At 32.8% G+C, this 23,231-nt stretch carries 23 protein-coding genes; 15 read left to right on the forward strand and 8 right to left on the reverse strand.

Features of this window, described 5'->3' with window-relative positions:
• The 5 genes from BUA99_RS15225 to BUA99_RS15245 form a co-directional block, all read left to right on the forward strand.
• Positions 1-208: hypothetical protein (locus tag BUA99_RS15225; RefSeq protein WP_200778649.1), on the forward strand; the 208-nt coding region annotated here is incomplete at its 5' end.
• 138 nt (positions 209-346) lie between these two features.
• On the forward strand, positions 347-541 hold the full coding sequence (locus tag BUA99_RS15230) for a hypothetical protein (protein ID WP_200778650.1): 195 nt from the start codon (positions 347-349) through the stop codon (positions 539-541).
• 28 nt (positions 542-569) lie between these two features.
• Complete coding sequence (locus BUA99_RS15235; protein WP_200778651.1) at positions 570-785, forward strand: hypothetical protein; 216 nt, start codon at positions 570-572, stop codon at positions 783-785.
• 119 nt (positions 786-904) lie between these two features.
• Positions 905-1,210 (forward strand): DDE-type integrase/transposase/recombinase, encoded by a 306-nt coding sequence (locus BUA99_RS15575; protein WP_394333246.1) that lies wholly within the window; start codon positions 905-907, stop codon positions 1,208-1,210.
• Complete coding sequence (locus tag BUA99_RS15245) at positions 1,185-1,412, forward strand: integrase core domain-containing protein (protein ID WP_200778652.1); 228 nt, start codon at positions 1,185-1,187, stop codon at positions 1,410-1,412. The genes BUA99_RS15575 and BUA99_RS15245 overlap by 26 nt, the downstream gene beginning before the upstream one ends.
• A gap of 277 nt (positions 1,413-1,689) precedes the next feature.
• Here the strand turns inward: BUA99_RS15245 and BUA99_RS08160 are convergent, their stop codons facing one another.
• On the reverse strand, positions 1,690-2,559 hold the full coding sequence (locus BUA99_RS08160) for a lysophospholipid acyltransferase family protein (protein WP_072990665.1): 870 nt from the start codon (positions 2,557-2,559) through the stop codon (positions 1,690-1,692).
• 115 nt (positions 2,560-2,674) lie between these two features.
• Here BUA99_RS08160 and BUA99_RS08165 point away from each other — a divergent pair, with 115 nt between their 5' ends.
• Both BUA99_RS08165 and BUA99_RS08170 read left to right on the forward strand, forming a co-directional pair.
• The gene (locus BUA99_RS08165) at positions 2,675-3,313 is read left to right on the forward strand and encodes a rhomboid family intramembrane serine protease (protein WP_072990668.1); all 639 of its coding nucleotides are present in this window, start codon (positions 2,675-2,677) and stop codon (positions 3,311-3,313) included.
• A gap of 49 nt (positions 3,314-3,362) precedes the next feature.
• Complete coding sequence (locus BUA99_RS08170; protein WP_072991426.1) at positions 3,363-4,052, forward strand: SIMPL domain-containing protein; 690 nt, start codon at positions 3,363-3,365, stop codon at positions 4,050-4,052.
• Between the two features lie 116 nt (positions 4,053-4,168).
• Here BUA99_RS08170 and BUA99_RS08175 read toward each other — a convergent pair whose 3' ends face one another.
• The 4 genes from BUA99_RS08175 to dinB all read right to left on the reverse strand — a co-directional run bounded on the left by BUA99_RS08175 (position 4,169) and on the right by dinB (position 10,114).
• Positions 4,169-4,840 (reverse strand): CBM9 family sugar-binding protein, encoded by a 672-nt coding sequence (locus BUA99_RS08175; protein ID WP_234972940.1) that lies wholly within the window; start codon positions 4,838-4,840, stop codon positions 4,169-4,171.
• 230 nt (positions 4,841-5,070) lie between these two features.
• Positions 5,071-5,631, reverse strand: a complete 561-nt coding sequence (locus tag BUA99_RS08180; RefSeq protein WP_072991432.1) for a DUF6642 family protein — start codon at positions 5,629-5,631, stop codon at positions 5,071-5,073.
• A 258-nt stretch (positions 5,632-5,889) separates the two neighbouring features.
• Positions 5,890-8,958 carry a DNA polymerase III subunit alpha gene (locus BUA99_RS08185; protein WP_072990670.1) on the reverse strand — a complete coding sequence of 1,023 codons (3,069 nt, stop codon included), beginning with the start codon at positions 8,956-8,958 and terminating at the stop codon, positions 5,890-5,892.
• Positions 8,948-10,114, reverse strand: a complete 1,167-nt coding sequence (dinB, locus tag BUA99_RS08190) for a DNA polymerase IV (protein ID WP_072990673.1) — start codon at positions 10,112-10,114, stop codon at positions 8,948-8,950. The genes BUA99_RS08185 and dinB overlap by 11 nt, the downstream gene beginning before the upstream one ends.
• Positions 10,115-10,197: 83 nt before the next feature.
• On the opposite strand from dinB, the gene BUA99_RS08195 reads away from it, so the two are divergent.
• From BUA99_RS08195 to msrB, 8 genes are all read left to right on the forward strand, one after another.
• Positions 10,198-10,974, forward strand: a complete 777-nt coding sequence (locus BUA99_RS08195; protein WP_072990676.1) for an XRE family transcriptional regulator — start codon at positions 10,198-10,200, stop codon at positions 10,972-10,974.
• 346 nt (positions 10,975-11,320) lie between these two features.
• Positions 11,321-12,712: an exonuclease domain-containing protein gene (locus BUA99_RS08200; protein WP_072990679.1), complete on the forward strand. Its 1,392-nt coding sequence runs from the start codon at positions 11,321-11,323 to the stop codon at positions 12,710-12,712.
• A gap of 168 nt (positions 12,713-12,880) precedes the next feature.
• Complete coding sequence (locus BUA99_RS08205; RefSeq protein ID WP_072990681.1) at positions 12,881-13,579, forward strand: DUF2064 domain-containing protein; 699 nt, start codon at positions 12,881-12,883, stop codon at positions 13,577-13,579.
• 42 nt (positions 13,580-13,621) lie between these two features.
• Entirely contained in the window at positions 13,622-16,597 is a 2,976-nt protein-coding gene (locus BUA99_RS08210) for a TonB-dependent receptor (RefSeq protein ID WP_072990684.1), read from the forward strand.
• Between the two features lie 154 nt (positions 16,598-16,751).
• Positions 16,752-17,741, forward strand: a complete 990-nt coding sequence (locus tag BUA99_RS08215; RefSeq protein ID WP_072991434.1) for a phosphotransferase — start codon at positions 16,752-16,754, stop codon at positions 17,739-17,741.
• A gap of 4 nt (positions 17,742-17,745) precedes the next feature.
• The gene (locus BUA99_RS08220) at positions 17,746-18,708 is read left to right on the forward strand and encodes a nucleoside hydrolase (protein WP_072990687.1); all 963 of its coding nucleotides are present in this window, start codon (positions 17,746-17,748) and stop codon (positions 18,706-18,708) included.
• A 137-nt stretch (positions 18,709-18,845) separates the two neighbouring features.
• The gene (gene msrA / locus BUA99_RS08225; RefSeq protein ID WP_200778653.1) at positions 18,846-19,478 is read left to right on the forward strand and encodes a peptide-methionine (S)-S-oxide reductase MsrA; all 633 of its coding nucleotides are present in this window, start codon (positions 18,846-18,848) and stop codon (positions 19,476-19,478) included.
• A 5-nt stretch (positions 19,479-19,483) separates the two neighbouring features.
• Complete coding sequence (msrB, locus tag BUA99_RS08230; protein WP_072990689.1) at positions 19,484-20,026, forward strand: peptide-methionine (R)-S-oxide reductase MsrB; 543 nt, start codon at positions 19,484-19,486, stop codon at positions 20,024-20,026.
• 80 nt (positions 20,027-20,106) lie between these two features.
• On the opposite strand, the gene BUA99_RS08235 is transcribed toward msrB, so the two are convergent.
• The 3 genes from BUA99_RS08235 to BUA99_RS08245 form a co-directional block, all read right to left on the reverse strand.
• Complete coding sequence (locus tag BUA99_RS08235; RefSeq protein WP_072990691.1) at positions 20,107-20,796, reverse strand: haloacid dehalogenase type II; 690 nt, start codon at positions 20,794-20,796, stop codon at positions 20,107-20,109.
• 14 nt (positions 20,797-20,810) lie between these two features.
• Complete coding sequence (locus BUA99_RS08240; protein ID WP_234972942.1) at positions 20,811-21,845, reverse strand: glycoside hydrolase family 113; 1,035 nt, start codon at positions 21,843-21,845, stop codon at positions 20,811-20,813.
• A gap of 64 nt (positions 21,846-21,909) precedes the next feature.
• A complete protein-coding gene (locus BUA99_RS08245) occupies positions 21,910-23,052 on the reverse strand; it encodes an MptA/MptB family glycosyltransferase (RefSeq protein WP_234972944.1) in 1,143 nt (380 codons plus the stop codon).
• Positions 23,053-23,231: the final 179 nt, after the last annotated feature.

Raw genomic sequence — 23,231 nt, forward strand, 5'->3', positions numbered from 1 at the left:
CGCCTGCGCAGATGGTACTGCAGTTATGTGGGAGAGTATGTCGTCGCCTTTCTTTAAAAACCCTTCGTCAATTGATGAAGGGTTTTTTGTTTATAAAATGTCTTCTCCTGAAATAGCGATACGTAAAAAGTATCCTAATGGAAAACTCACAAGAACCACGCTACATGAAGCGAACTCAAAAACACTATTCTACTCTTTTAAATTATAAATTGTACAATAGATAGAGCGTGGTACATCCACGGTTAGTGAAGCTACAAATCGTTATGAAATTCAATGTAGAAAAACTGTCGTTAATTGGCTCAGAAAATTAGGTAACTTTGATTAGGATAATCAAACACCATCAAAGATGCCAAAATCACCCGAACACAAAATAATGGAACTTGAAACTCAAATTAAATTATTAGAGAAGCAAAAAGCACTATTAGAGCGAGAAGTTTTTGTAGCTGATAAGAAAGCTATCATTTTTGATATGATGATTGATATTGTAGAAAAAGAATATCAAATTGACATCACAAAAATTCCTTACCCGAACAATCAATAATTTTAAACAAGAACAAAAACAAAGAGTAATGTTTGTCTGTACTTTATTCGGGGTAGACAGACAGCTTTATTATGGAAAAACAACAAGAAGAAAAACAAGACATTCTAATGCTTCAAAAGTAGTTTTCCTGGTTTTAGAAATAAGACAAGCTATGTCCAGAATTGGAGCAAAGAAGCTTTATTTTCTTTTAAACAGTGAATTAAAAGGGCTAAAATTTGAAGAGACAAATTCATTGATCTTTTAAGAGCAATTTATTTATTGTTTGCCCCAAAACGGGATCAAGAACAAAACTCGGGTATTAAGCAAATAATTTAGTTAATCTAAATAGGAAGAAAGCATCAAAATCAGATTCTTGAATTACAAATCCAACGGCCTGAACAAGTCTGGGTATCTGACATTACTTATATTGGAAAAAGAGAGAATCTGTGCTATTTAAGTTTGGTAACCGATGCCTATTCTAAGAAAATAATGGGATTTTATATAGCAGATAATATGAATACTGAAAGTAGTATGGTAGCGCTGAAAAACGCAGTGAAAAACAGAAAGTATACGAGTCTCTCACTAATTCATCATTCCGATAGAGGATTACAATATTATCTTAATGATTATCAAAAATACTCAAAAAAGCAATATAATATGCAGTATGACACAAAATTCAGATCCTTATGAAAATGCTGGAGCAGAAAGGATAAACGGCATTTTAAAGCAAGAATTTGCTATTTATAAGTTTAACGCAGCGCTTCTAGTGATGAAATTCTTACTTAAAAATGTAATAGAAATTTACAATGAAAAAAGGCCTCATTACTCTAATTACATGCTAACACCAAACCAAATGCATCAAAAGAATAAAATAATAATGCGAACCTACTAAACAATAAACACTTGGAAGAACGTTCTTGCAAGTGTTTAATTAATTATTTTTGTCTAATAATCTGTATCGATTATTCAGGACGAGACATATTATGTTTACAAAATTATTTCTTGAACTTACAAAAATTAATATGATTAAATATTAAATTTCTCACGCTTCGGTAGGAGGTATTAATCTGCTTATCACAAAATTTTCAAATAGGTTAAATTGAAACTTTTGTAGTTCGGGTATTTCCCTCCTTAGCTATCTTATTTAAAAAGAAACTAAATGTTATCATTTAACGCCTATGTTTCCATCTTTTGTGAGTCCAAAAATAATATTCTGGAGCTTCTATTATTTGTTTTTCGACTTCTTTTATATATGCTGATGTAATTTCAAAATTAGGAATTGAATTAGGATCGTCGCTAAGTGGTATTATCGTTAGTTCATAGTATCCTCGTTTTATTTTTTTTACTTTAGCAAAAACAACAGTCATATCGTATTTTTTTGCTAGCATTTCTGGTCCAGTGTGAACAGGCACTTCTATACCCATAAAACTTTCCCAATGAAATATTCGATCTGCTTTTGGTGATTGATCACTAGCTAAACCGTACACGCATTGTATATTACTTTTGTGGTTGTTCGAAATTAATGGTATGGTAAGACTCGTTGGTACTAATTCTGTATTATATTTTGATCGAATATCACGTACTAATTTATCAAAATATATATTTGCTAATTTTTTATATACAGCTACTCCCTTAATTGATAACTTTTGGTTCAGTGTAATTAGCCATTCCCAGCTTGCATAGTGAGCAGCGATTAGCATAATGCTTTTTCCTTTTGCTTCGTATTCTTTTATTATTTCTAAATTTGTTATTGTAAATCTTTTGTTCATTTCCTCCGATGAAATAGTCATTGTTTTGATCATTTCTAAAAACATATCGCAAAGATGATGGTATGATTTTTTTTCAATTTCGAGACGTTCAAGATCGTTAAGATTTGGCAAAGCTAAAGCTAAATTAGCTCTTACTGTTTTTTTTCTATAGCCAATTACGTAATAAACAAGTATATAAATTAGGTCGGATAAGAAGTAAAAAATCCTAAAAGGAAGAATTGAAATAAGCCACAAAACGGGAAATGCGATTATAAAAACGAGAAATTGCATGCTATAATATTTCTTGCAAAGATAAGGTAAAAATATAGATTGATATTAATATTGGTTAGTTGCAGTAGTGGCATTATAGAATTGCTATCTTTACAAATCACAATAAAAATATCTTATGAATACCGTATTGATAGTAATAATTCTTGCAAATGTTTTATTCAGTTATAAAGGTTTTAACGATCTTTTGTTTTTTAGAAAATACGAATTTCATGTTGGAAGTATTCGTTCAGGAGAACAAGTAAGAATGTTGTCTTCTGCATTTTTGCATGTTGATATTACACATTTAATTTTCAATATGCTGACTCTTTGGTTTTTTGCGCCAGTTGTAATTAATTTAATGGGTAGTTTCTCGTTTATATTAATTTATTTTGGAAGTTTAATATTTGGTAATTTACTTACAATGGTATTTCTTAAAGATGATTATGGATACAGAGCAGTTGGTGCTTCTGGAGCTGTGACAGGAGTTTTATATTCGGCTATTTTATTACAGCCTGATATGATGTTAGGGATATTTTTTATAATACCAATGCCTGCTTACATTTTTGGAATATTGTATTTATTATATTCTATTTACGGAATGAGAGCTAAGAATGATAATATTGGGCATACAGCGCACTTTGGTGGAGCTGTAGGTGGTTATTTAATTACCTTAGTTAAAGAGCCATCTCTTCTCGTAGATCATACTTTAATGGTTGTATTACTAGCAATTCCGATAGTGATCCTTTTTGTGATGCAAAAGGTTGGTAAATTATAGTGGCACAACTTTTGAAAAGAGTGACTACAAACAATTAAATTTTAGAAAAATGAAAAAAGCACTAACTATCTTGTCGATCTTATTTATAACATTCTCTTATGGACAAGAGGTCAAACAAATTCCTCAAATAAACGTGAGTGGGGAAGGTAAAGTAAAAGTTGTTCCTGATGAAGCGACTATCGAAGTTACAGTTGAAACGAAAGGTAATAATTCGCAAGACGTTAAAAAGCAAAATGACATAAAGATTGAGGCCGTATTAAAATTTATAAAAAAAATGAATTTAGCATCATCTGATTTTAGAACACAGCGTGTTGCATTAAATCCACAGTACGATTATGAAAAAAAGAAACATAATTACAATGCAACTCAAACAATAGAAATTCTACTAAAAGATTTATCGAAATATGATGAATTGATGGAAGGATTAGTAGATGCGGGAATTAATAGGATTGACAATGTAACGTTCCAATCATCCAAGTTAGCCCAATATCAATCAGAAGCCAGAAAATTAGCCATAAAAGAAGCAAAATTAAAAGCAGAAGATTATGTTTCAGTGATAGGACAAAAAGTAGGTCGTGCTATGACAATATCGGACAATACACAAAATTATTACCCACAACCTAGATACGCAGCAATGAAAACAATGGAAATGGCCGATATGTCAACTCCAAGGGAGACTCTTGCAATGGGTGAAATAAATATTACGGCAAATGTTACAGTTAGTTTTATTTTAGAATAATTAGTAGAAACCTTGCGTAAAATATCGTAGTTCTATATTTGCGACAAAAATTTAAAGAGAATTTGATAATCGAAAATTAATTTCCGATTATCAAATTCTCTTTTTTTTATCACTTTCTAAACGGAAAGATTATCTAATAAATGAAATACTCCAAAAGAAGATGAAATGTGAAAATTTGGCTTTTCAGTATTTGGGTCTACCCAAGAAATATAATTGGGTTCAAAAATAGATTTCTCTATTTCATTGTATTTTGCTCTAAAAATTCCAGTTTCAATTTTGTTATCCTGTAAAATGTTTAGCATTTTTAATGATGAAATACTAATGCTACCTTCAATACTATAGCTTTGATCTTGTATGGACGATTTAACTTCTAAATGACCTTGTGGCCAATTCCACTCAAAGTCAAAATTCTTATTGGGATATGCTACAAAATCCATGATGCGCGCAGCAGTGTCTATTTCCAAGCAATAATAGGGATTGAGCGAGTTGTCAGGTCTAAAAAAAAGTTCAACTCTATCTGAATTTCCAATACTTTGAATACTATCATCTTTTTTATCAATACGAATTAGCGTTTCAAAAATCGTAAAACAAAAAAATAAGTTCACACCATCCCATAATGCTTTAAATTCCATTTTTGATGGCAGGTTTGTGTCCCAAGGCGAACTAAAATCAGTCAAGATCATCGCTTGATTCCATAAATTATTAGTGCCTTCACCGGTAATTTCTAGCGTATCTTTCTCTATCCGATGCACTTCATATTGTTTCATTTCTTGTGTCATATTCTGCATTATATTTATTTTAGATCGAATTTTTTAGATAAAGAAATTATTACAGTCGCTGAAGAATAATATTCACAATCAAATTTACAATATAAATGCTTAACGAGAAATAAAAGCCACCGTTAGTTTTAACATTTTAAGAATGCTTAAATACTTTTTTTTGAAGTTTGAAAGACTTTGTTGGTGTCCAATTGATTCAATATCGATTAGATAAGTTTGTTATAAATTCCCCGTATTTTTTAGTAATACAGCCTAAAATCTAAAAGTTTACAAATAGCATAATACTTTTGATGTAATTCTTCCACAATTTCAACTAAATCATCTTGATCTTGGAACAAGCTAAAAAAAACTTTGTCTAAATGGATACTGCTAAAATTATTAAATGCCGCTCCGTAGCCAGAAACTGCTCTGGCGCCTGTAACATCGATAAAATATTGTGCTTCGTCATTACTTAAATCTAATACTTTTTCATTGGCAAAATGGACAATTTTACCTTTCAATTTCCCTTCAAATAGTTCTGCTATTTCTTCTAAACTGTAATAATAATCATGAATACAAATAGTGTTTTCTTGTCCTTGCATGACAAAATAAATTATCTCATAATCTTTAAAATTATGATCGTCATAAAGTAATGCGTTTAAACTTTCTTCAAGTCCCTCGATAGTGTCACAGGTTTTGTAAATACTCGCTAATCCATACTCGAGCGCTAGTTGTTCTAAGTGCTGCACTACTTCGGTATTGTTTTCTATTTCCAAATCAGGAACTGCTTCAAGGCAGAAAATAAATGTATCTTGATCCATCATTTCTTAGTAGGTGTTGTTTATTGCAAATTTAAGTTTTATGGTATTAATTACTAAGCTGTATCAATACAATTAACACACTTTTTGCACTGTTTTTAATTCAAGTTTATGTCTGTTAATTCGGTAATTAAAAATGATTGCATGATGAGTCTTGCTTAAATACAAGCTTTTAGAGGCTAGTTTATCAAAAAAAATTATGAAGTAAGACTCATAAAATCGATAGTTTAAAATTTTAAGTAATTTTGAAATTCAGCGAACTTAATTTTTAATTGATGAAATGGGATTCATTTTATGCCGTGGCAAATTAATATCTTGTGGGTAAGGTGCTCGATGTGTCATACTCACGTCTTCTTTAATTTGTTGGTGCGCTTTGTACTGCCTATCACTTGAATTAGAATATCTTGGATCAGGAATAAAAGGCATTTTAGCCATTTTGACGATAGTAATGGTAGGGAAGTGGTAATCCACTTCGACAGTGCCTAATAGTAAATAGCAACCGCCACCTTGAAAAGGATATTGCTTTAAACTATTAGGAAAATGTGCTGTGTCAAAAAAATGTCCTTCGGCATCAACCCAAGTGCCAAAAAACATAGCGCCCATTTTAGTAGGAACGTGTTTTCGAGAGATAAGATACGCTAGCATTTTGACCGTTTTCTTGTGGTAATGCAATAAATCTTTAGACAAAACATCTCCTCTATATTTAGTTTGTAATAAGTCAAAAGGCGAACAAGAAACAGGAAAGCTTAATAGTTCTATTTCGTCGAAAGCATCTTCAAATGAAGAGCGTTCGAGTACTGGAAGCTCGTATTCCTTAACCGGTTCTTGAAGTAACATTAGATTCCGATTCTCAGGTTTAAAATTCACTAATATCAATCGTGCTATAACTAGTAATTGATTTTTTGTTTGACCTGTAAAATGAAAAGCACCAATGAAAATCAATAATTGAATTCCCTCAATCCCTATGGGAATGCGATTGATAAAATCTTCTAGCGATTTGTATTTTCCGTTCTTTTCGCGTTCTAGAACAATATGATGCGCTACTTTGGCTTCAAGCCCTTCGAGATGCATCAAACCCAGAAAGACTTGAATTCCGTAAACAGTTGCTTCATAATCACTGTTGTTTACGCAAGGAGTATTTATAATTCCACCTGACATTTTTGCTTCGTGTACATACACTTCTGTACGATAAAAACCACCTTGATTATTTATAACTGCCACCATAAATTCTACGGGATAATTCACTTTCAAAAACAAACTTTGATAACTTTCTACAGCATAAGAAGCGGAATGCGCCTTGCAAAAGGAATAACCTGCAAAGGATTCAATTTGGCGATAAATTTCTTGACTGAGTGCTTCGGGATGCCCTTTTTGTTGGCAACAAGCAAAAAAGTTATCTTTTACTTTTTGTAATGCGGCGGCTGAACGTCCTTTACCACTCATGGCACGACGCAAAATATCACCGTCAGATGCGGGAACGCCTGCAAAGTGAAGCGCAATTTTGATCACATCTTCCTGATACACCATAATACCGTAGGTTTCGCCTAATTGCTCTTTGAAAACGGCATGAAAATATTCGAATTGTTCCGGATGATTGTGCCTAAAAATATATTCTTTCATCATTCCACTTTGAGCAACACCAGGCCGAATAATAGAGGAAGCTGCCACTAGTGTTTTGTAATTGTCGCATTTTAGTCTTCGCAATAAACCTCGCATAGCAGGACTTTCTATGTAAAAACAGCCAATAGTGTTCCCAATACTTAAATAGTCGTTGCACTTTGCTTCATTTTTTGATAATTTGATGTCTCGAATATTAACTTCAATACCTCGATTTTTTTTGATCAGTTTTACCGAATCATCAATGTGACCAATACCGCGCTGACTTAAAATATCAAATTTTTCAAAACCGATATCTTCAGCAACATGCATGTCAAAAAGTACGATGGGAAATCCTTTAGGAGGCATTTCTAAAACCGTATAATTTGTAATAGGTTCTTCAGAAATTAATATTCCACAAGAATGCATGCTGCGTTGATTGGGATATTTTTCGAGCAGCATTCCATATTTTTGTACTAATGAAACTATCGAATTAGTGTCGTGCAGTTGCATTGGGTTTTTAGCAAGCGCATCTAATTCTTCTTTGGGTAAACCAAAAACTTTCCCGACTTCCCTAAAAATTGAGCGATATTTAAATTCTACATTGGTTCCGCAAAAAGCGACATGTTCTCGACCATATCGATTAAAAATATATTCGAGGATCATATCCCGTTCTTTCCAACTCCAATCAATATCAAAATCAGGCGGACTTTTGCGGTTGAGGTTTAAGAAACGCTCAAAATATAAATCGAGTTCAAGCGGACAAATAGCAGTGATTCCTAAACAATAACTCACAATACTATTAGCGCCACTACCGCGACCAATGTGCATGAAACCCATACTATTGCTATATCGAATGATATCCCAAGTGATTAAAAAATAACCACTAAATTTCAATTCGTGTATGACTTTTAATTCCTTTTCTACTCTGGCTTTTGCCAATGGATTGTTGTTGCCATATTTTTTTATTAATCCTTGATTAGCAAGACTGGTTAGGAGTTGGATATCATTATCGCTACTTTCTGTGTAATTGGTTTTATTTTTTGGTGTTTTAAATTCAAATTCAAAATTACATTCTTCAATGATATTTTCTGTATTTCTAATAATTTGGGGATATTCACTAAATTTTATTAACAGTTCTTCTAGTGGAATCATTGTCTCTGAAGTAGTGCAATAATCAGCCTCATTAAGTTTTGATAAAATAATATTAGTATCAATAGCCCGCAATATTTTATGCAGGTTGAATTCTTTTTTAGTGCGAAATGTTACCGGTTGAAAAACGACCATTCTATCTGCTTTTTCTTTCCATTTATCATGAAAAAGTAGCGGAAGTTGTTCTGAACGTATGCCTAAAAATTCAAAATCTTGGAAGTTATTAGGAGCATTTTCGATGGGATAAATTACAGTAACATTTTCAAACTTTGGTGCGCAATTGGGTAGGGGAGTTCCATCAAAATTATGTTTAGTCAAAAACCGATTCATTTCGGCGAGACCTTTTGCATTTTTAGCTAAGCCAATGTAAAGCAGTTGGTTATTACATCTAAATTCGATGCCTACAATTGATTTTATGTTTACCGCTTGGCATTCTTTTATAAAATCATAAATTCCAGTAACGGTATTAATATCCGTTAGCGCCATCGCTTTTACATTAGATTGCACCCCAAGTTGCACTAACTCAGTTAATGGAATAGTGCCGTAACGCAGGCTATGATAGGAATGACAATTAAGGTACATCTTTCTGTTTTGTTTTTAAGTTGGCGCCAGCACAGCGATTAATTGCATCAAAACCATAACGTCTTTTCATTTTGTCCATCGCTTGATAAAGCGAGAGCATTTCCTCTGTATCTTCAAATAAATTAATTTGGTAGGTACCGCGAACTAAACCGCTGAAGCGAATACCAACTAATCGCAATCGCATTCGGCGTTGGTATAATTTATCAAATAAATCAGTCACGGCTCTTGTGAGTGTGTGATCGGCAGATGTGTAGGCGATTTTAGCTTGTTTTGTTTCGGTATCAAAGTTTGCGTAGCGTATTTTTATGACTACCGTTGAGGTTAGCCATTCCTCAGATCGCAATTGAAAAGCTAATTTTTCGACCATACCTATCAAGATGGACTTTAGATTTTTAATATCAATTGTATCTTGTAGAAAAGTATGTTCTGTCGAAATTGATTTGCGTTCTGTGTAAGGTTCAACAGGATTATTGTCAATTCCATTGGCTTTTTTCCATAGTTCTAAACCATTTTTTCCAATCATTCGTTGTAATACTTCAGCGGGCATTTCTGAAAGTGTTTGTATGTTTCGAATGCCAATGCGCGATAATAATTGAAAAGTCACATCGCCCACCATAGGAATTTTTTGAATCGAAAGTGGATTTAAAAAAGGTTGCACCATGGATTCAGGAATTTCTAATCTTCCTACTGGTTTTGATTCGCCTGTTCCAATTTTAGAAACTGTTTTATTAACCGATAAAGCAAAGCTAATAGGCAATCCAGTTTCTTTTGTAATGGATTGTGCTAGCTCATTTGTCCATTGGTAACAACCATAAAATTTATCCATTCCTGTAATATCTAGATAGAATTCATCGATGCTTGCTTTTTCTACAATAGGTGCTTTTTCTTCGATCACTTGAGTAACATCGTGGGATAATTTAGAGTATAATTCCATATCGCCTTTCATGACTTTTGCTTGTGGGCAAAGCCGAAGTGCCATTTTGATAGGCATTGCTGAACGAACCCCAAAAGTCCTAGCTTCATACGAACACGAAGCCACAACGCCACGTTCTCCACCTCCAATAATTAATGGTAAACCATTTAATTTAGAGTTGGTTAATCTTTCGCAGGATACAAAAAAAGTATCTAGATCCATGTGTACAATTGCCCGTGTCATTTACTTTTATTTAGTTTACAAAATTAGCACAGATAATAACATTTTTAGCTATATTTGCTGTTACAAATTATAACAAAGTCGTTATGTCATTATTTTCAGACAATATCAGAGCCCTGCGCGTAAAGCATAAAATTTCACAGGAAAAAGTAGCCAAAAGCCTTATGATTACTAGGGGACGTTATGTAAAGTATGAAGATGGAACTTCAGAAGCGCCTTATGAAATCCTGAAGAAAATGGCGCAATATTACCAGATTAGTATTGATTTATTACTATCTGTTGATGTGCGTAAAATTGAAGTTAGTGATTTATTAAAACTCGAAAACAACCGATTGATTTTACCCATTCAAGTAGATCAAATGGGAGAAAACCGAATTGAAGTGGTGACCCAAACCGTAAAAGCTGGATATCTAAATGGGTATGCTGATCCCGAATATATTGAACAGTTACAACAAATTTCTTTACCATTTTTAGGTGTGGATAAATACCGTGGTTTTCCTGTAGAAGGAGATTCTATGCCACCACATCAGGATGGCGATATTATTGTGGGAAGTTATGTAGAGCGTTTAGGCGAAGTTTTAGACGGTAAAACTTATATTTTGATTACTAGGAGTGAAGGAATGGTGTATAAAAGACTGAATAAGAACAAGAAAAATGCTTTAGTTGTAGCATCTGATAATTATTTTTATCCGCCTTATGAAGTCAAAGCGTCTGATATTTTAGAAATTTGGGAATACCAATGTAGCATTGCCCGAAGCGATAGAAAAACAGAAGCTTTAGAAAGTGACTCCATCAAAAATATGTTTGTAGAATTAAAACGAGATATTAACGAAGTGAAAAATAGTATTGGTTTAACTCATTAATTTATTCGAAATGAAAATTATCAGAAATTTTAGGTTTACACCAAAACTTAAATATTTTATTGGATTATGATAAGTTTCAACCATATAATTATTTTATTTATACCGCTTCATCTGTGAATACACTGTAAAGGACTATTGATTTTTTGTCCGGTTGAGCGCAGTCGAAACCCTTTTTACAAGTCATATATAATCTCGACTAAAAGCCTGTCCTGAGCGCAGACGAAGGGCTTGATTAGACAAGAAGCAAAACAGCAAATTTAAAATACAATTAGTAATATTTTTAAAATTAAAGTTGGAGAACTTTTGCTTTCAAATACAAACGAGAGTATAACTCAGTATAAAAAAAATGAAAAATCAGGAATACGCAATCGTAGATATTGAAACTACAGGAGGTAATGCAAGTCATAGCCGCATTACTGAAATCGCTATTATTATACACGACGGAATAAAAGTGATTGACCGCTGGGAGACACTTATAAATCCACAAAAACATATACCGCCAGCTATTTTTGCATTGACTGGTATCACTAATGAAATGGTTAGTGAAGCACCCATTTTTGATACTATTTCAGATAAAGTTTTTGAATTGCTTTCTGACCGTGTTTTTGTTGCCCATAATGTCAATTTCGATTACTCTTTTGTACGTCATGAATTAGAAAGTGCCGGACTTAAATGGACTGCTAAAAAACTGTGTACCGTAAGAGCTTCTCGAAAAATTAGACCAGGAATGCTTTCATACAGTTTAGGCCGACTTTGTAAATCTCTAGATATTGATTTGGAAAATCGCCACCGCGCTGGAGGAGATGCCGATGCAACAGCAATTTTATTTACTAAATTGTTAGAATGGGATAGTGAAAACGAAATGGATAAAATGATCAAGAAAACATCTCAAGATCAAAGACTCCCACCAAATCTTCCACCAAAGGATTTTGACCAATTACCAGAAAAACCAGGTGTTTATTATTTTTATGATCAATATAAAAAAGTAGTTTATATAGGTAAAGCGGTTAACTTAAAAAAACGTGTTGCATCACATTTTGGTGGGCATAAAATCACACCACAAAGACAAAATTTCTTACGGGATATACACGCCATTTCTTTTGAAGTTTGTGGTACTGAATTAATGGCTTTATTATTAGAATGCACCGAAATAAAACAATTGTGGCCCATTCACAATAAAGCATTAAAAAAGTTTGAACCTAAATATGGTTTCTTCGTATATGAAGCTAGAAACGGATATCGCTACTTAGCAATAGGTAAGTTATCCAAAAATCAAAACTGCATTGAAACTTTTGATAGTATTTATAGCGGGATCAACTTACTGCAGGAATTAGCTGCAAAGTTCGAAATCGATAATCGCTTTTGTAAGTATGGAAGTTTATCAGATGGTGCATTTATGGCGCAGAATGATTCCACTGATTTACCAGAAATAGAACAGCACAACGACCAAGTTCAAGCAGCGATAGATTCTTATTTAAATAGTAGACAAAGTTTTGCTATTATTGATAAAGGTCGAACAAAAGAAGAACGCAGTTGTATATGGGTTGAAAAAGGACATTTCTATGGAATGGGATATATCGATATGGATGTTGTAATCAATAATCCATCAGAAGTAAAAGAACATTTAACACCTTATAAAACGAATCAATATATTATGCAATTAATTTTTGCATTTGCAAAGAAGTACCCAAGAAATGTACATCTTCAAAAAGACGATTTTACATCTTTAGATGATTAAAATAGTACCCTTAAATAATAGATTTATATTTTATTTTTTTATTTATTGCTAAAATGAATTCATTTTAAAACCAGACTCCTGATTTCCTCGTATGTTAAATCGAAATGAAAATATTAAAATACTTTTATTACTTTCGCCGTTTTAATAAATGATTATGTCTGATAAATAATGAATTTAGGAAAAAAATCTACTTCACGAACTGCTATTCTTCTTTTTGCCCAAAGCGAAAACGTTGAAGGCATTGCAAAGCCAATAATAGCTTGCGCGAAGCAAAATGTATTTTTGTGGAAGAAGATGAATGAAAATGTTATTAAAATCATTCAAAAAACTAAATTATCTTACTTCATATCAACTGAAAAAAACCAGGTAGGAGCCAGTTTTGGAGAAAAAATCACGAATGCTATTCAAAATATTTTTGAACAAGGTTTTGAAAAAGTTATTGTTGTAGGGAACGACTGTATTGAATTAAAAATGCACCATTTATTACAAGCAGAACAAGATTTACGGATAAATTCTTTAGTATTAGGTGCTGATTATGCTGGTGGTGCTTATTTAATAGGAGTTACAAAATCAACATTTAATGCTACTTCTTTTCAAAATATTCCTTGGCAAACAAAATACCTTTTTACCGCTTTACAAGCCATTTATAAAGAGGAATCAACTGCTTATCTTCCCTATTTAAATGATTGTAATAATGCTTTCGATTTCAAAAAGGCAGCTTATGAATTATCATTTTCTGATAATTTTAGAAAATTTCTACTTTCTTTTTTAATTTTATTAAAAGTTAAAAATCTAACAGAAATAAAATTTACTTCTACTGATTATCAAGCGATAAATTTTAATAAAGGATCACCCTTTCCTTTCTAAATTCCGTTTAAAACTTTTTTTAAATTAAATATTCTAAACCAAATGAAGAAATTTTATATTTGGGCATTGCTACTTATAACTACAATAGCAATTGCGCAACAAGATTTAACCGTTTCTGTAATCGATGCAGTAACGCAAAAGCCCATTATTAACATATCAGTAAATTTAGTAAACAAAACCAGAAATTTAGAATTAAGTCAAATTACTAATACACAAGGTAAAGTGACTTTTAGAAATCTTGAAGCTCTTGATAATTATCAAGTTGGTACGCTAGCCACACAAGATTATTCCGCTGAAACTTCTGATTTAATTAGTATTAGATCTAATCAGAATCCGAATGTTACCCTATTTTTAAGAAAAAGTAACACTGAAGAGTTGGATGAAATTGTGGTTTCTTCTACATCAACTTCAAAAATTAACTCAAGGGATGCTGAGGTTTCATCAGAATTGAAAGCTGCTGAAATTCAAGAAATTCCAGTTGAAGGTCGCGATATCACAAGAGTATTATATCGTTTACCAAATGTTTCACAAGCTACAGGTTTTTATCCTGAAGCGGCAAATGTGAGTATTAATGGTGCAAGTTCTGGATATACTTCGTATTTGATTGATGGACTAGACAATAATGAGCGATTTTTAGGAGGACAAAAATTTGCAATTCCGTCAGGATTTGTAAAAGATGTTACCGTTTTAACTAATAATTTCTCCGCAGAATATGGTTTAACAGGAAGTGGTATTATTAATATTACGCCACGCTCTGGTTCTAATGAAACAGTAGGTGAAGTTTTCTTTATTACAAGGCCTGGCCCATCAATTGATGGCAAATCTAGTTTTGCACAACGCGATTTATCGGGTAATCAAGTTAAAAATGGTTTTGCACGTTATCAAGCTGGTGCGGGTATTGGGGGTGCTTTTGTTAAGGATAAAACGTTCTACTATTTCAACTTTGAACATACTACAGACATTAAAGATAATTTATTGAATGTGCCGCAATTAGGCGTTTCAGAATCTGTTAGAGGTAAAAATACATTTGATTACTTTTCTGGTAAAGTAGACCAAATTTGGAATACTAATTTCAGCTCTTCATTACGAGCAAATATTGGAAGAGTAGATGTGGAGCGACAAGGAGGAGGACTCGATGGAGGATCTACTTTTAATTCAGCGGGGAATACGCAACAACGTAATAGTATTTTATTAGCATTAAAAAACAACTATAAATTTGGTAATTTTTCTGGAGAAACAAATGTTCAGTACAGCCGTTTTCGATGGAATTATGCAAAAGCATTTAATGCTAATCAATCACAAGTTACTATTTTAGGTGTAAATGATGAAACTTTAGGTGTTATAGGAAATCCTGGTTTTGTATTTGATTCTTTTGAAAATACAATTCAATTACAACAAAAATTAAAGTATTATTTAGAAAATCATACTTTTAAGGCAGGTTTTAATTTTATTAGAGGCGATCATCAGTTATTTGGCGGTGGAAATCCAGTAGGAAATTACAGGATTAAGTTAAACCAAAATCAAATAGATATTGTTAAAAATAGTGGGGTGGCAGGAGACTTAAATCTAAACGATATTCCGCAGGATGCAAAGGTATTAAATTATATTGTCGAGTTAAGACCTACATCTTTTGGTACTAATCAAGATATTTACTCGGCTTACATTGAAGATTTGTGGTCTGTTACTGATCGCTTGAATCTTACATTAGGTTTGCGATACGATTATGATAATTTATCAAAAGGAGGTAGTGATAGAGGCGATTATAACAACTTAGCACCACGATTTAATTTTAATTACAAATTAAATAATTCTAGCAGTCTACGTGGAGGTTATGGAATTTCCTATGACAAAGTAAATTATGCAATCTACAGTGATGCTTTACAGCAAAACACTACATCGCAAAGTTATAAATTACAATTACAAGAGCTAAAAAAATTAGGAATTTTACCAGCGAGCGCTAATATTGATAGAATAACTTATAATGGAAACTTAGCGGCTTCTATTTCAGGCGTCAATTATTTACAAGGTCCTTCGGCTACGACTTTACAAGGGCAACGAGAAAATATCTTTTCTAATGAGCGTAGAATCTTAAATCCTGACGGTTATAAGAATTCTTATGCACATGAATTTGTTCTGGGCTATCAATTACAACTTACAGATGATAGATTGTTTTATGCTGATGTGGTTCACAATAGAGGAGAGAATTTAAGTCGTTTAAGAAATCTTAATGCTGCTGCGGAATACGTCGTGGATCCAAATAATGTTGTGATTAGAACACAAGCGCAAGCAGATGCTACAAGACCTATTCCTATCACCAATGGAAGTGCTACAATAAATGGTCAAATGGTGACTGGAATTGCTAGAAACGTTATTGTTAGTGAAAATGAAGGAAAATCCCGTTACTATGCAATGAGTTTAAATTATCAGAAAGCGAAAGGAACGGACGATTATTCTTATCGATTAAATTACACCTTATCTTCTAGTAAAAACAATACTGATGGAATTAATTTCAGACCGTCGGATGCTAATAATTATGCTAATGAATGGGGACCATCTGTAAACGATAGAACTCATAATATTAATGGAATTTATAGTTACTATCCATTTAAAGGTACATCAGTTACAGTAGCAGGGTTACTGCAAAGTGGACAGCCAATTAATAGAATTCCTTTAGGTTTTGGGACAACTGATTTGAATGGTGACGGTGCTAGTTTTTCAGATGCTTATCAAGGCAATAGCGATCGTTTTCCGGGAGAAGCAAGGAATAATGATCGTCTGCCTTGGAGCACTACTTTTGACTTGGGATTACAACACCAATTTAAAATTACAGAAAATAATAAATTAGAATTGCGAGCTGACATCTTCAATATCTTTAATGCAGAAAATTTAAGTGGCTATAGTAATAATGCTACGCAAAGCAACCAAATTCAAGGGGGTTCTCGTGCTAGCGGATTATTTACGCAAAGAAATGCTTCACCACCAAGACAGTTTCAGTTTGGAGTGCGTTACTTGTTCTAGTTAGAAATTTTATCCTGTGAATTAGTAATTTGCAGGATATTTTTAATTTGCATTAGGGATAGAAGCGATATCCTTTTGAGAAGCAATAGCGAACAAAAGATTTAGCGAATAGCCCGGGCCTCTATAGGCAATGCCCAAAAAACAGAAAATAATTATGTTTGTATTAAATTCAAATGAGCCAATTGAATTGGGCACTTATTTACGAGAACGAAAATGGTTAGACGACCATGAAATAATTGATTCTATCTCGAAACCTGGGGAGGGAAATATGAATTATGTGTTGCGAATACGGACTGCAAAACGTTCTTTTATTATTAAGCAATCACGCGCTTATGTGGAAAAATATCCGCAAGTTTTAGCACCTGAAAACAGAGTGCTTACAGAAGGAGCTTTTTATATTAAAGTGGCTGGTGATATGGATGTTCAAAAAGCTATGCCTAAAATATTAGGGATGGATGAGGTAAATAATGTGATTCTTTTAGAAGATTTAGGTTTGTCTAACGATTTTACTTTTTTGTATGATTTTAAAGAAAAAATTCATGAGAACGAACTATCTCAATTGTTAGTTTATTTAAATGGTTTGCATCAAAGTTTTCAAAAATTAGTAATTGACGGTGAGTTAGTTAATGCAGAGATGCGGAAACTAAATTATGAACATATTTTTGAATATCCTTTTAGGGTAGAAAATGGTTTTGATTTAGACCTGATTCAAAAAGGGTTACAAGAAATTGCAATGCCTTATAAAACAGATATAGATTTAAAGCAAAAAATTGAAAGTCTGGGTTCTTTGTACCTTTCTAAAGGAAAATATTTGCTGCATGGAGATTACTATCCAGGAAGTTGGTTAAAAACGGATTATGGAATAAAAATAATCGATCCAGAGTTTTGTTTTTATGGATTGCGTGAATTCGATTTAGCTGTTTTTATATCACATTTATACTTATCGCAACAAGACGAGTCTAAGATCACTTATGTAAAAGATAATTACAATTCTTTTTCGGAATTAAACAGTGAAATTCTAAATGGTTTTATCGGTATGGAAATTATGCGAAGATTAATTGGTTTAGCGCAGTTACCATTAAACATGAATTTAAAAACTAAAGCAAACTTATTAAGTTTTGCGCGGACTTTAATTTTAAAATAAAAATATGAAAACTAAAATAATACTTTTTGCTTTGCTGTTCACATTTGCAATGCAAGCACAAACCAAAGTTTGGTTTGATACTGATTTGATGATTGGAATGCCTGATAAAACAGCTCGCGAAGTTGATGACGGCATTACCTTAATTATGGCATTAAAGCAACCTCAAATTGAAATTGTTGGAATAAGCTCCATCACTTACGTAGATTATAGTTTCGATATCATACAGAAATTAGTAAAATGGCATCATGAAGGAGATGCAATTCCAGTTTATAAAGGTTCACCTAAAGCCGATGATTTAGGTGTCGAGAACGATGCAACCAGAGCACTTTATCTAGCTTTAAAAAAAGAGAAGTTAATTATTTTAGCCCTTGGCCCAATGACTAATATTGCGACGTTAATTCAGAATCATCCTGATATAATTCCACAAATTGAGAAAATTTCAATATGTGCAGCTAGAACACCAGGACTTTCTTTTAATCCTGGAAATGGAAAATTAAATGTATTTGATTATAATTATGAATTGGATAACGCATCTATGGATGTCCTTCTGAATTCAAGTATTCCATTAGTTTTTGCAGGATATGAGCCTAGTTCTTACACTCATATTGGCAATATTGATCTCGCTAGTTTAGATCAAAACGAAGAAGCTGATAAATGGTTGTTTAATATTGTACAGCCTTGGATGGAAAAAAACGAGAAGTATTTTGGTGTTAGAGGATTTATACCTTTTGACTGCTCCACCTTGGGTGTGATTACCCATCCTGAATATTTTACGTATTACAAAGACATTCCTATTAAAGTAAATTATAAAAAAAACGATGCGCTTGAAGTACAACCTAAAGTACCGTTTAAAAATTTTCTAGAAGTGTCTTATAAATATAAAACCAAAAAGAAAGTGGATTACGCCATCAGAGCGTTGCAAGGTTTCGAGGAAAAGATTTTAGAGACATTGAGTGTAAAAAACTAACAAAACTTTAGGAATTGTTTTAAAACCAAATCTAGAAATCAGACGTATATTAATTTAGATTGAATTGCGGAGTACGCACAGCAAATAAATAATTAAAAATCAATAGAATAGATTCTATAAAATAAAAACAATAAAAGATGAAAATGAAATTACTAAGTTATGCCCTCGTGCTGTTTACAATTATTAGTTGTAGCGCACAAACTGAAAAATTGTCTTTAGTGCCTAAAAAAGGAAAGGCGGTAGCCGTTTTTGCATCTGGTTGTTTCTGGTGCACGGAGCACGTTTTCGAAGCAGTTGTTGGAGTAGATGAAGCAGTGTCAGGATACACAGGCGGGAATGTTAAAAACCCTACCTATGAATACGTAGGTTCAAACAGAACTGGACATGCAGAGTCAGTGGCTGTTTTTTATGACCCAAAAGTGGTTTCTTATAAAGAATTAGTAGCGGTATTTTTTGCATCGCAAGATCCGACAACTCCTAATCAACAAGGACCAGACAAGGGTTCTTCTTATCGCTCTATTGCTTTTTATAAAAATCCTGCTGAGAAAAAAATTATAGAAGATAAGATTAAAGAGCTTACGACAAATAAAGTATTTGTGGCTCCTATTGTAACAGAGGTGAAGCCAGTTGTGGATTTTTATGAAGCCGAATCCTATCATCAAGATTATGTAAAAAACAATCCCAATCAGCCGTATGTGAAAGGCGTTTCAATACCGAGATACAACAAGTTTAAAAAAACATACAAAGGAAAATTAAAACCTAAATCTTAATAATCATGAAGCGATACCAACAACTTTTAATACTGCCAGCTATAGCTTTTAGCTTTATGGCGTGTATGCAGTCCAACAAAAAAGATCAAGCAACTGTGGAATCAACAACCACAAAACAACAACAGCCTATACTATCATTGACTGATACGTCATTGAAAAAAGTGGCTAAAACGGATGCCCAATGGAAAAAGGTACTTACAGACAATCAATATTATATCCTTCGTAAGCAAGGAACAGAACGACCTTTCCAGAATGAGTTTAATGACAATCATAAAAAAGGAAATTATTTCTGTGCTGCTTGTAAATTACCGTTGTTTTCGTCCAAAACAAAATTTAATTCAGGAACGGGGTGGCCTAGTTTTTATGCTCCAATAAATAATAATAGAGTTAAAGAAGTAGTAGACAAAAGCTTGGGAATGGTTCGTGGGGAAATAGTTTGTGCGCGTTGTGATGGTCATCTAGGACATCTTTTTGACGATGGACCTAATCCTACGGGATTGCGTTATTGCATGAATTCTGGAGCTATGTTATTTCAAGAATCAAAATAAATTATGGTTAATTATTTAGTTCAAAAAAAGGGCGTTTGTTTCAGTTGAAACAAACGCCTTTTTGAGTTATAGGATGTATACTATTTGTTATAAACAGCAACTAATTGTTCTGCCATTGCTAAAATATCTTTCGCTTCAAAATCAGGTTTGTTGGACAAAGTATATACAGATTGTCCTTCACGCGCTATAAAACAAGTCTTTAAACCTGCATGCGAAGCACCGGCTAAATCCCAACCATGTGCCGCAATCATCAGCATATCCTTAGGTTGTACGGCTAGTTCTTTTGCTGCCCATAAATAGGTTGCTGCTTCTGGTTTGTATTTTTTAAGACTATCAATACTCAATGCCTGTTCAAAGTAATCAGTCAAATTTGAATTGATTAATTGCTGCTTTAGTGCATGCGGTGGCGAATTAGTCAAGGTGATTAATCTAAAACCATGATCTTTTAAGAGCTTCAGACCTTTCTCTACATCAGGGTAGGCTTGTAAGGTTTGGATTTTTGAAAGGGTCGCTTTAATTTCATCTTCACTAACTTTTATATGCAGGGACGTGGCCGCCATAGACAAGGTTGCTGCAGCAATTGTCCCAAAATCATCATACGTATCAATGCTATTTGAAACAATGGAGTAGTGCAATAACATACCAAACCAAATTCTAAATCCCTGCTCATTATCAAGGAGCGCATTTACCGATTTTTTTAAAGGAGTCATGTCGAGTAAAGTTTCGTTTACATCGAAGACGAGGACCGGTTTATTTTTGTGTGAATTCATTTTATTATTTTAAATTATTGGTACCATTTTTTAATAGTTTCAAGTGCAGGTTTTTCCTGTGGTGTGTAATCAATGCTATTTTTTGCCTCTTTATGATACGCATCAGCATACCATTTCCAGGCAAATCCGCCCGCAAACCACTTCTTTTGCGTTAAGGTTTGAAACAAGGATTCGTAGGCATTGGCTTGCGCCAAATTATTAATTCCACTTTGATTTTCTTTCCAAGGTTCTTTGGCTGCTTGGTCGGAATTACGATAACCAAATTCTGTAAAGAGTATTTTCTTGTTGGTTTTAGCTTGTAGCTTTTCCATTTTTAGGATGTGTTGCTGCCAAGCTTCATTAAGATCAGCAACTGCGGGTGTTGTGGCATCAGATAAAGGAAAATACGCATCGATCCCGATGTAATCCAACTCATTCCAGAAAGGTACTTTATCAAAATCATCCCAGTTTGCGGCGTAAGTTAATTTCCCAGTGTAGATTTTTTTAATTTTCTGGATTAATTGCGACCAATATTCGGGTCTTTTGGCCACTGAATTTCCTAGTTCGGTACCAAAACAAAATACTTCTATTTTTTCTTGCTGGGCTAATTGAGCAAAATCAAGAATGTATTTTTCATAATCATCTTCCCATTTTTTCCATTCTTTTTCAGTCGAGAAGTCTAAATTACCAGTGTAGAGTCCGTTTTTAATCCAAAGATGAGGTTTTAACATAATCTTCAGCTGATAATTATGTGATTTTTTAATCATTTCTGTAATACCTGCTGTTGTTTCTCCCCACCACTGCCGATTATGGTTGTAGGAAACTGAAACATCGTTCAGATTAACAAATGCATATGGTATTAGTGAAATATAATTTACATTATTTTCTATTAAGGCTTTGAAAGTTTCATTTTTCACTTCCTTTATTGGAGCAACTAAATTCATTCCTTTGTATTCCAGTTTTAGTTTGGAGTCATGAAATGGTTTATTTAGGCTTATATAAATAGAAAACAATAATGCTAAAAGAGGTACTCCAATACAAAGATTTAATATTATTTTTTTAAATTTCATAATCTTTAATTCTAAAAGTAAAGTTATCAAACGAGACCTAGTTTAGTTTAGCATTTGTAAATTATTAGTTCTCCATCAAACGATCTCTGTTACTGATATTAGTAAATTTTTCATAAAAAAGTAAAATAAAAACAGAGATATACTCGATACCAATCAACCAAAAGTTTTCTGAAAATTTTACTCCACTATAAGCGCTATAACTAAGAATAATTGTGAAGCTCCATAGAAAAGGATATTTATGAGATGTAAAGATCGCGAGCAAAACAAGGTTTATAACATACCAAGGATGAACTGTAGTTGCAGTAAAAAAGTAAACGGTTACCACTAATAACATACTATTAAACAAAGGAATACTAAACTTATTGTTTTCTTTAAAGCTTTGAAAAACAATATATAAAATGATGAATACCGGAATTATTTTTCCTACTGTGTGGATTGTATTATATCCTTTTATCCAAAAACCAATTTCTCGAATAATGTAATAAATGCTTGCATTAAATTCAAAATTTGTAAACCACAAACCTATAGTCTCACTATAATTGTAAAGTAACTCCTTAGAAAGAAATGGTAAAAACAGGATAATATTAACTCCAATAACTATTGTGTAAAAAGAAATTGCTTTTAGCCATCCTAATTTCTTTAAAAATAAGGGTAAGAGCAATAATGGTAATAATTTAACAGAGATTGAAAACCCTAAAATTACAGCTACTAATTTCCATTGTTGTTTTTCTAATAAATACATTGCCCAGATAAAAAAGAAGAGCATAACTCCCTCAAAATGTAAATTTCCTGTTAGCTCCATTATTACTAATGGATTCAAAACATACCAAAAAATACGATGTTTTTCCAAGCCCAAACTTTCTAACAATTTTCCGCCAAAATACATTGTTCCTAAATCGGCTGTGGCAATAATCAGGCGCATTGCAACAACTGTACTTGCTATGGATTTTAAACCTAAAAAGCTGGCTATTGTAAAAAATAGCTGGTTTAGGGGTGGATAATTAGAATAATGTTGTGCACTCAAACTGCCCATTCCTTCATACAGTTTTTGAGCATTTGGGATAGTAAAGTTCTCTTGTTTAATGAGATCTTGAGGGAGATGTAAATAAGGACTTATATTTTGTAATATAAGATTGCCATCCCATATAAAACGGAAATAATCTTGCGATAAGTTAGGTAAAGCAACTAAAAAAAGTAATCGCAACAATACTGAAGCACTAATTAGAAAAATAAAATTATCCTTTTGGAAACTAAGAATTTGATAAAAGCAAACGAACAAAAGAGTAAAAGAAACTACTAAATTTATAAAATCACTTCGTTTTAAAAAATAAGCTATGTAAAAGTAAATCAATACACTTAGTAAAAGAAAGGCGTAAGACTTGGTGC

It is taken from the genome of Flavobacterium segetis, assembly GCF_900129575.1.
GTDB lineage: Bacteria > Bacteroidota > Bacteroidia > Flavobacteriales > Flavobacteriaceae > Flavobacterium > Flavobacterium segetis.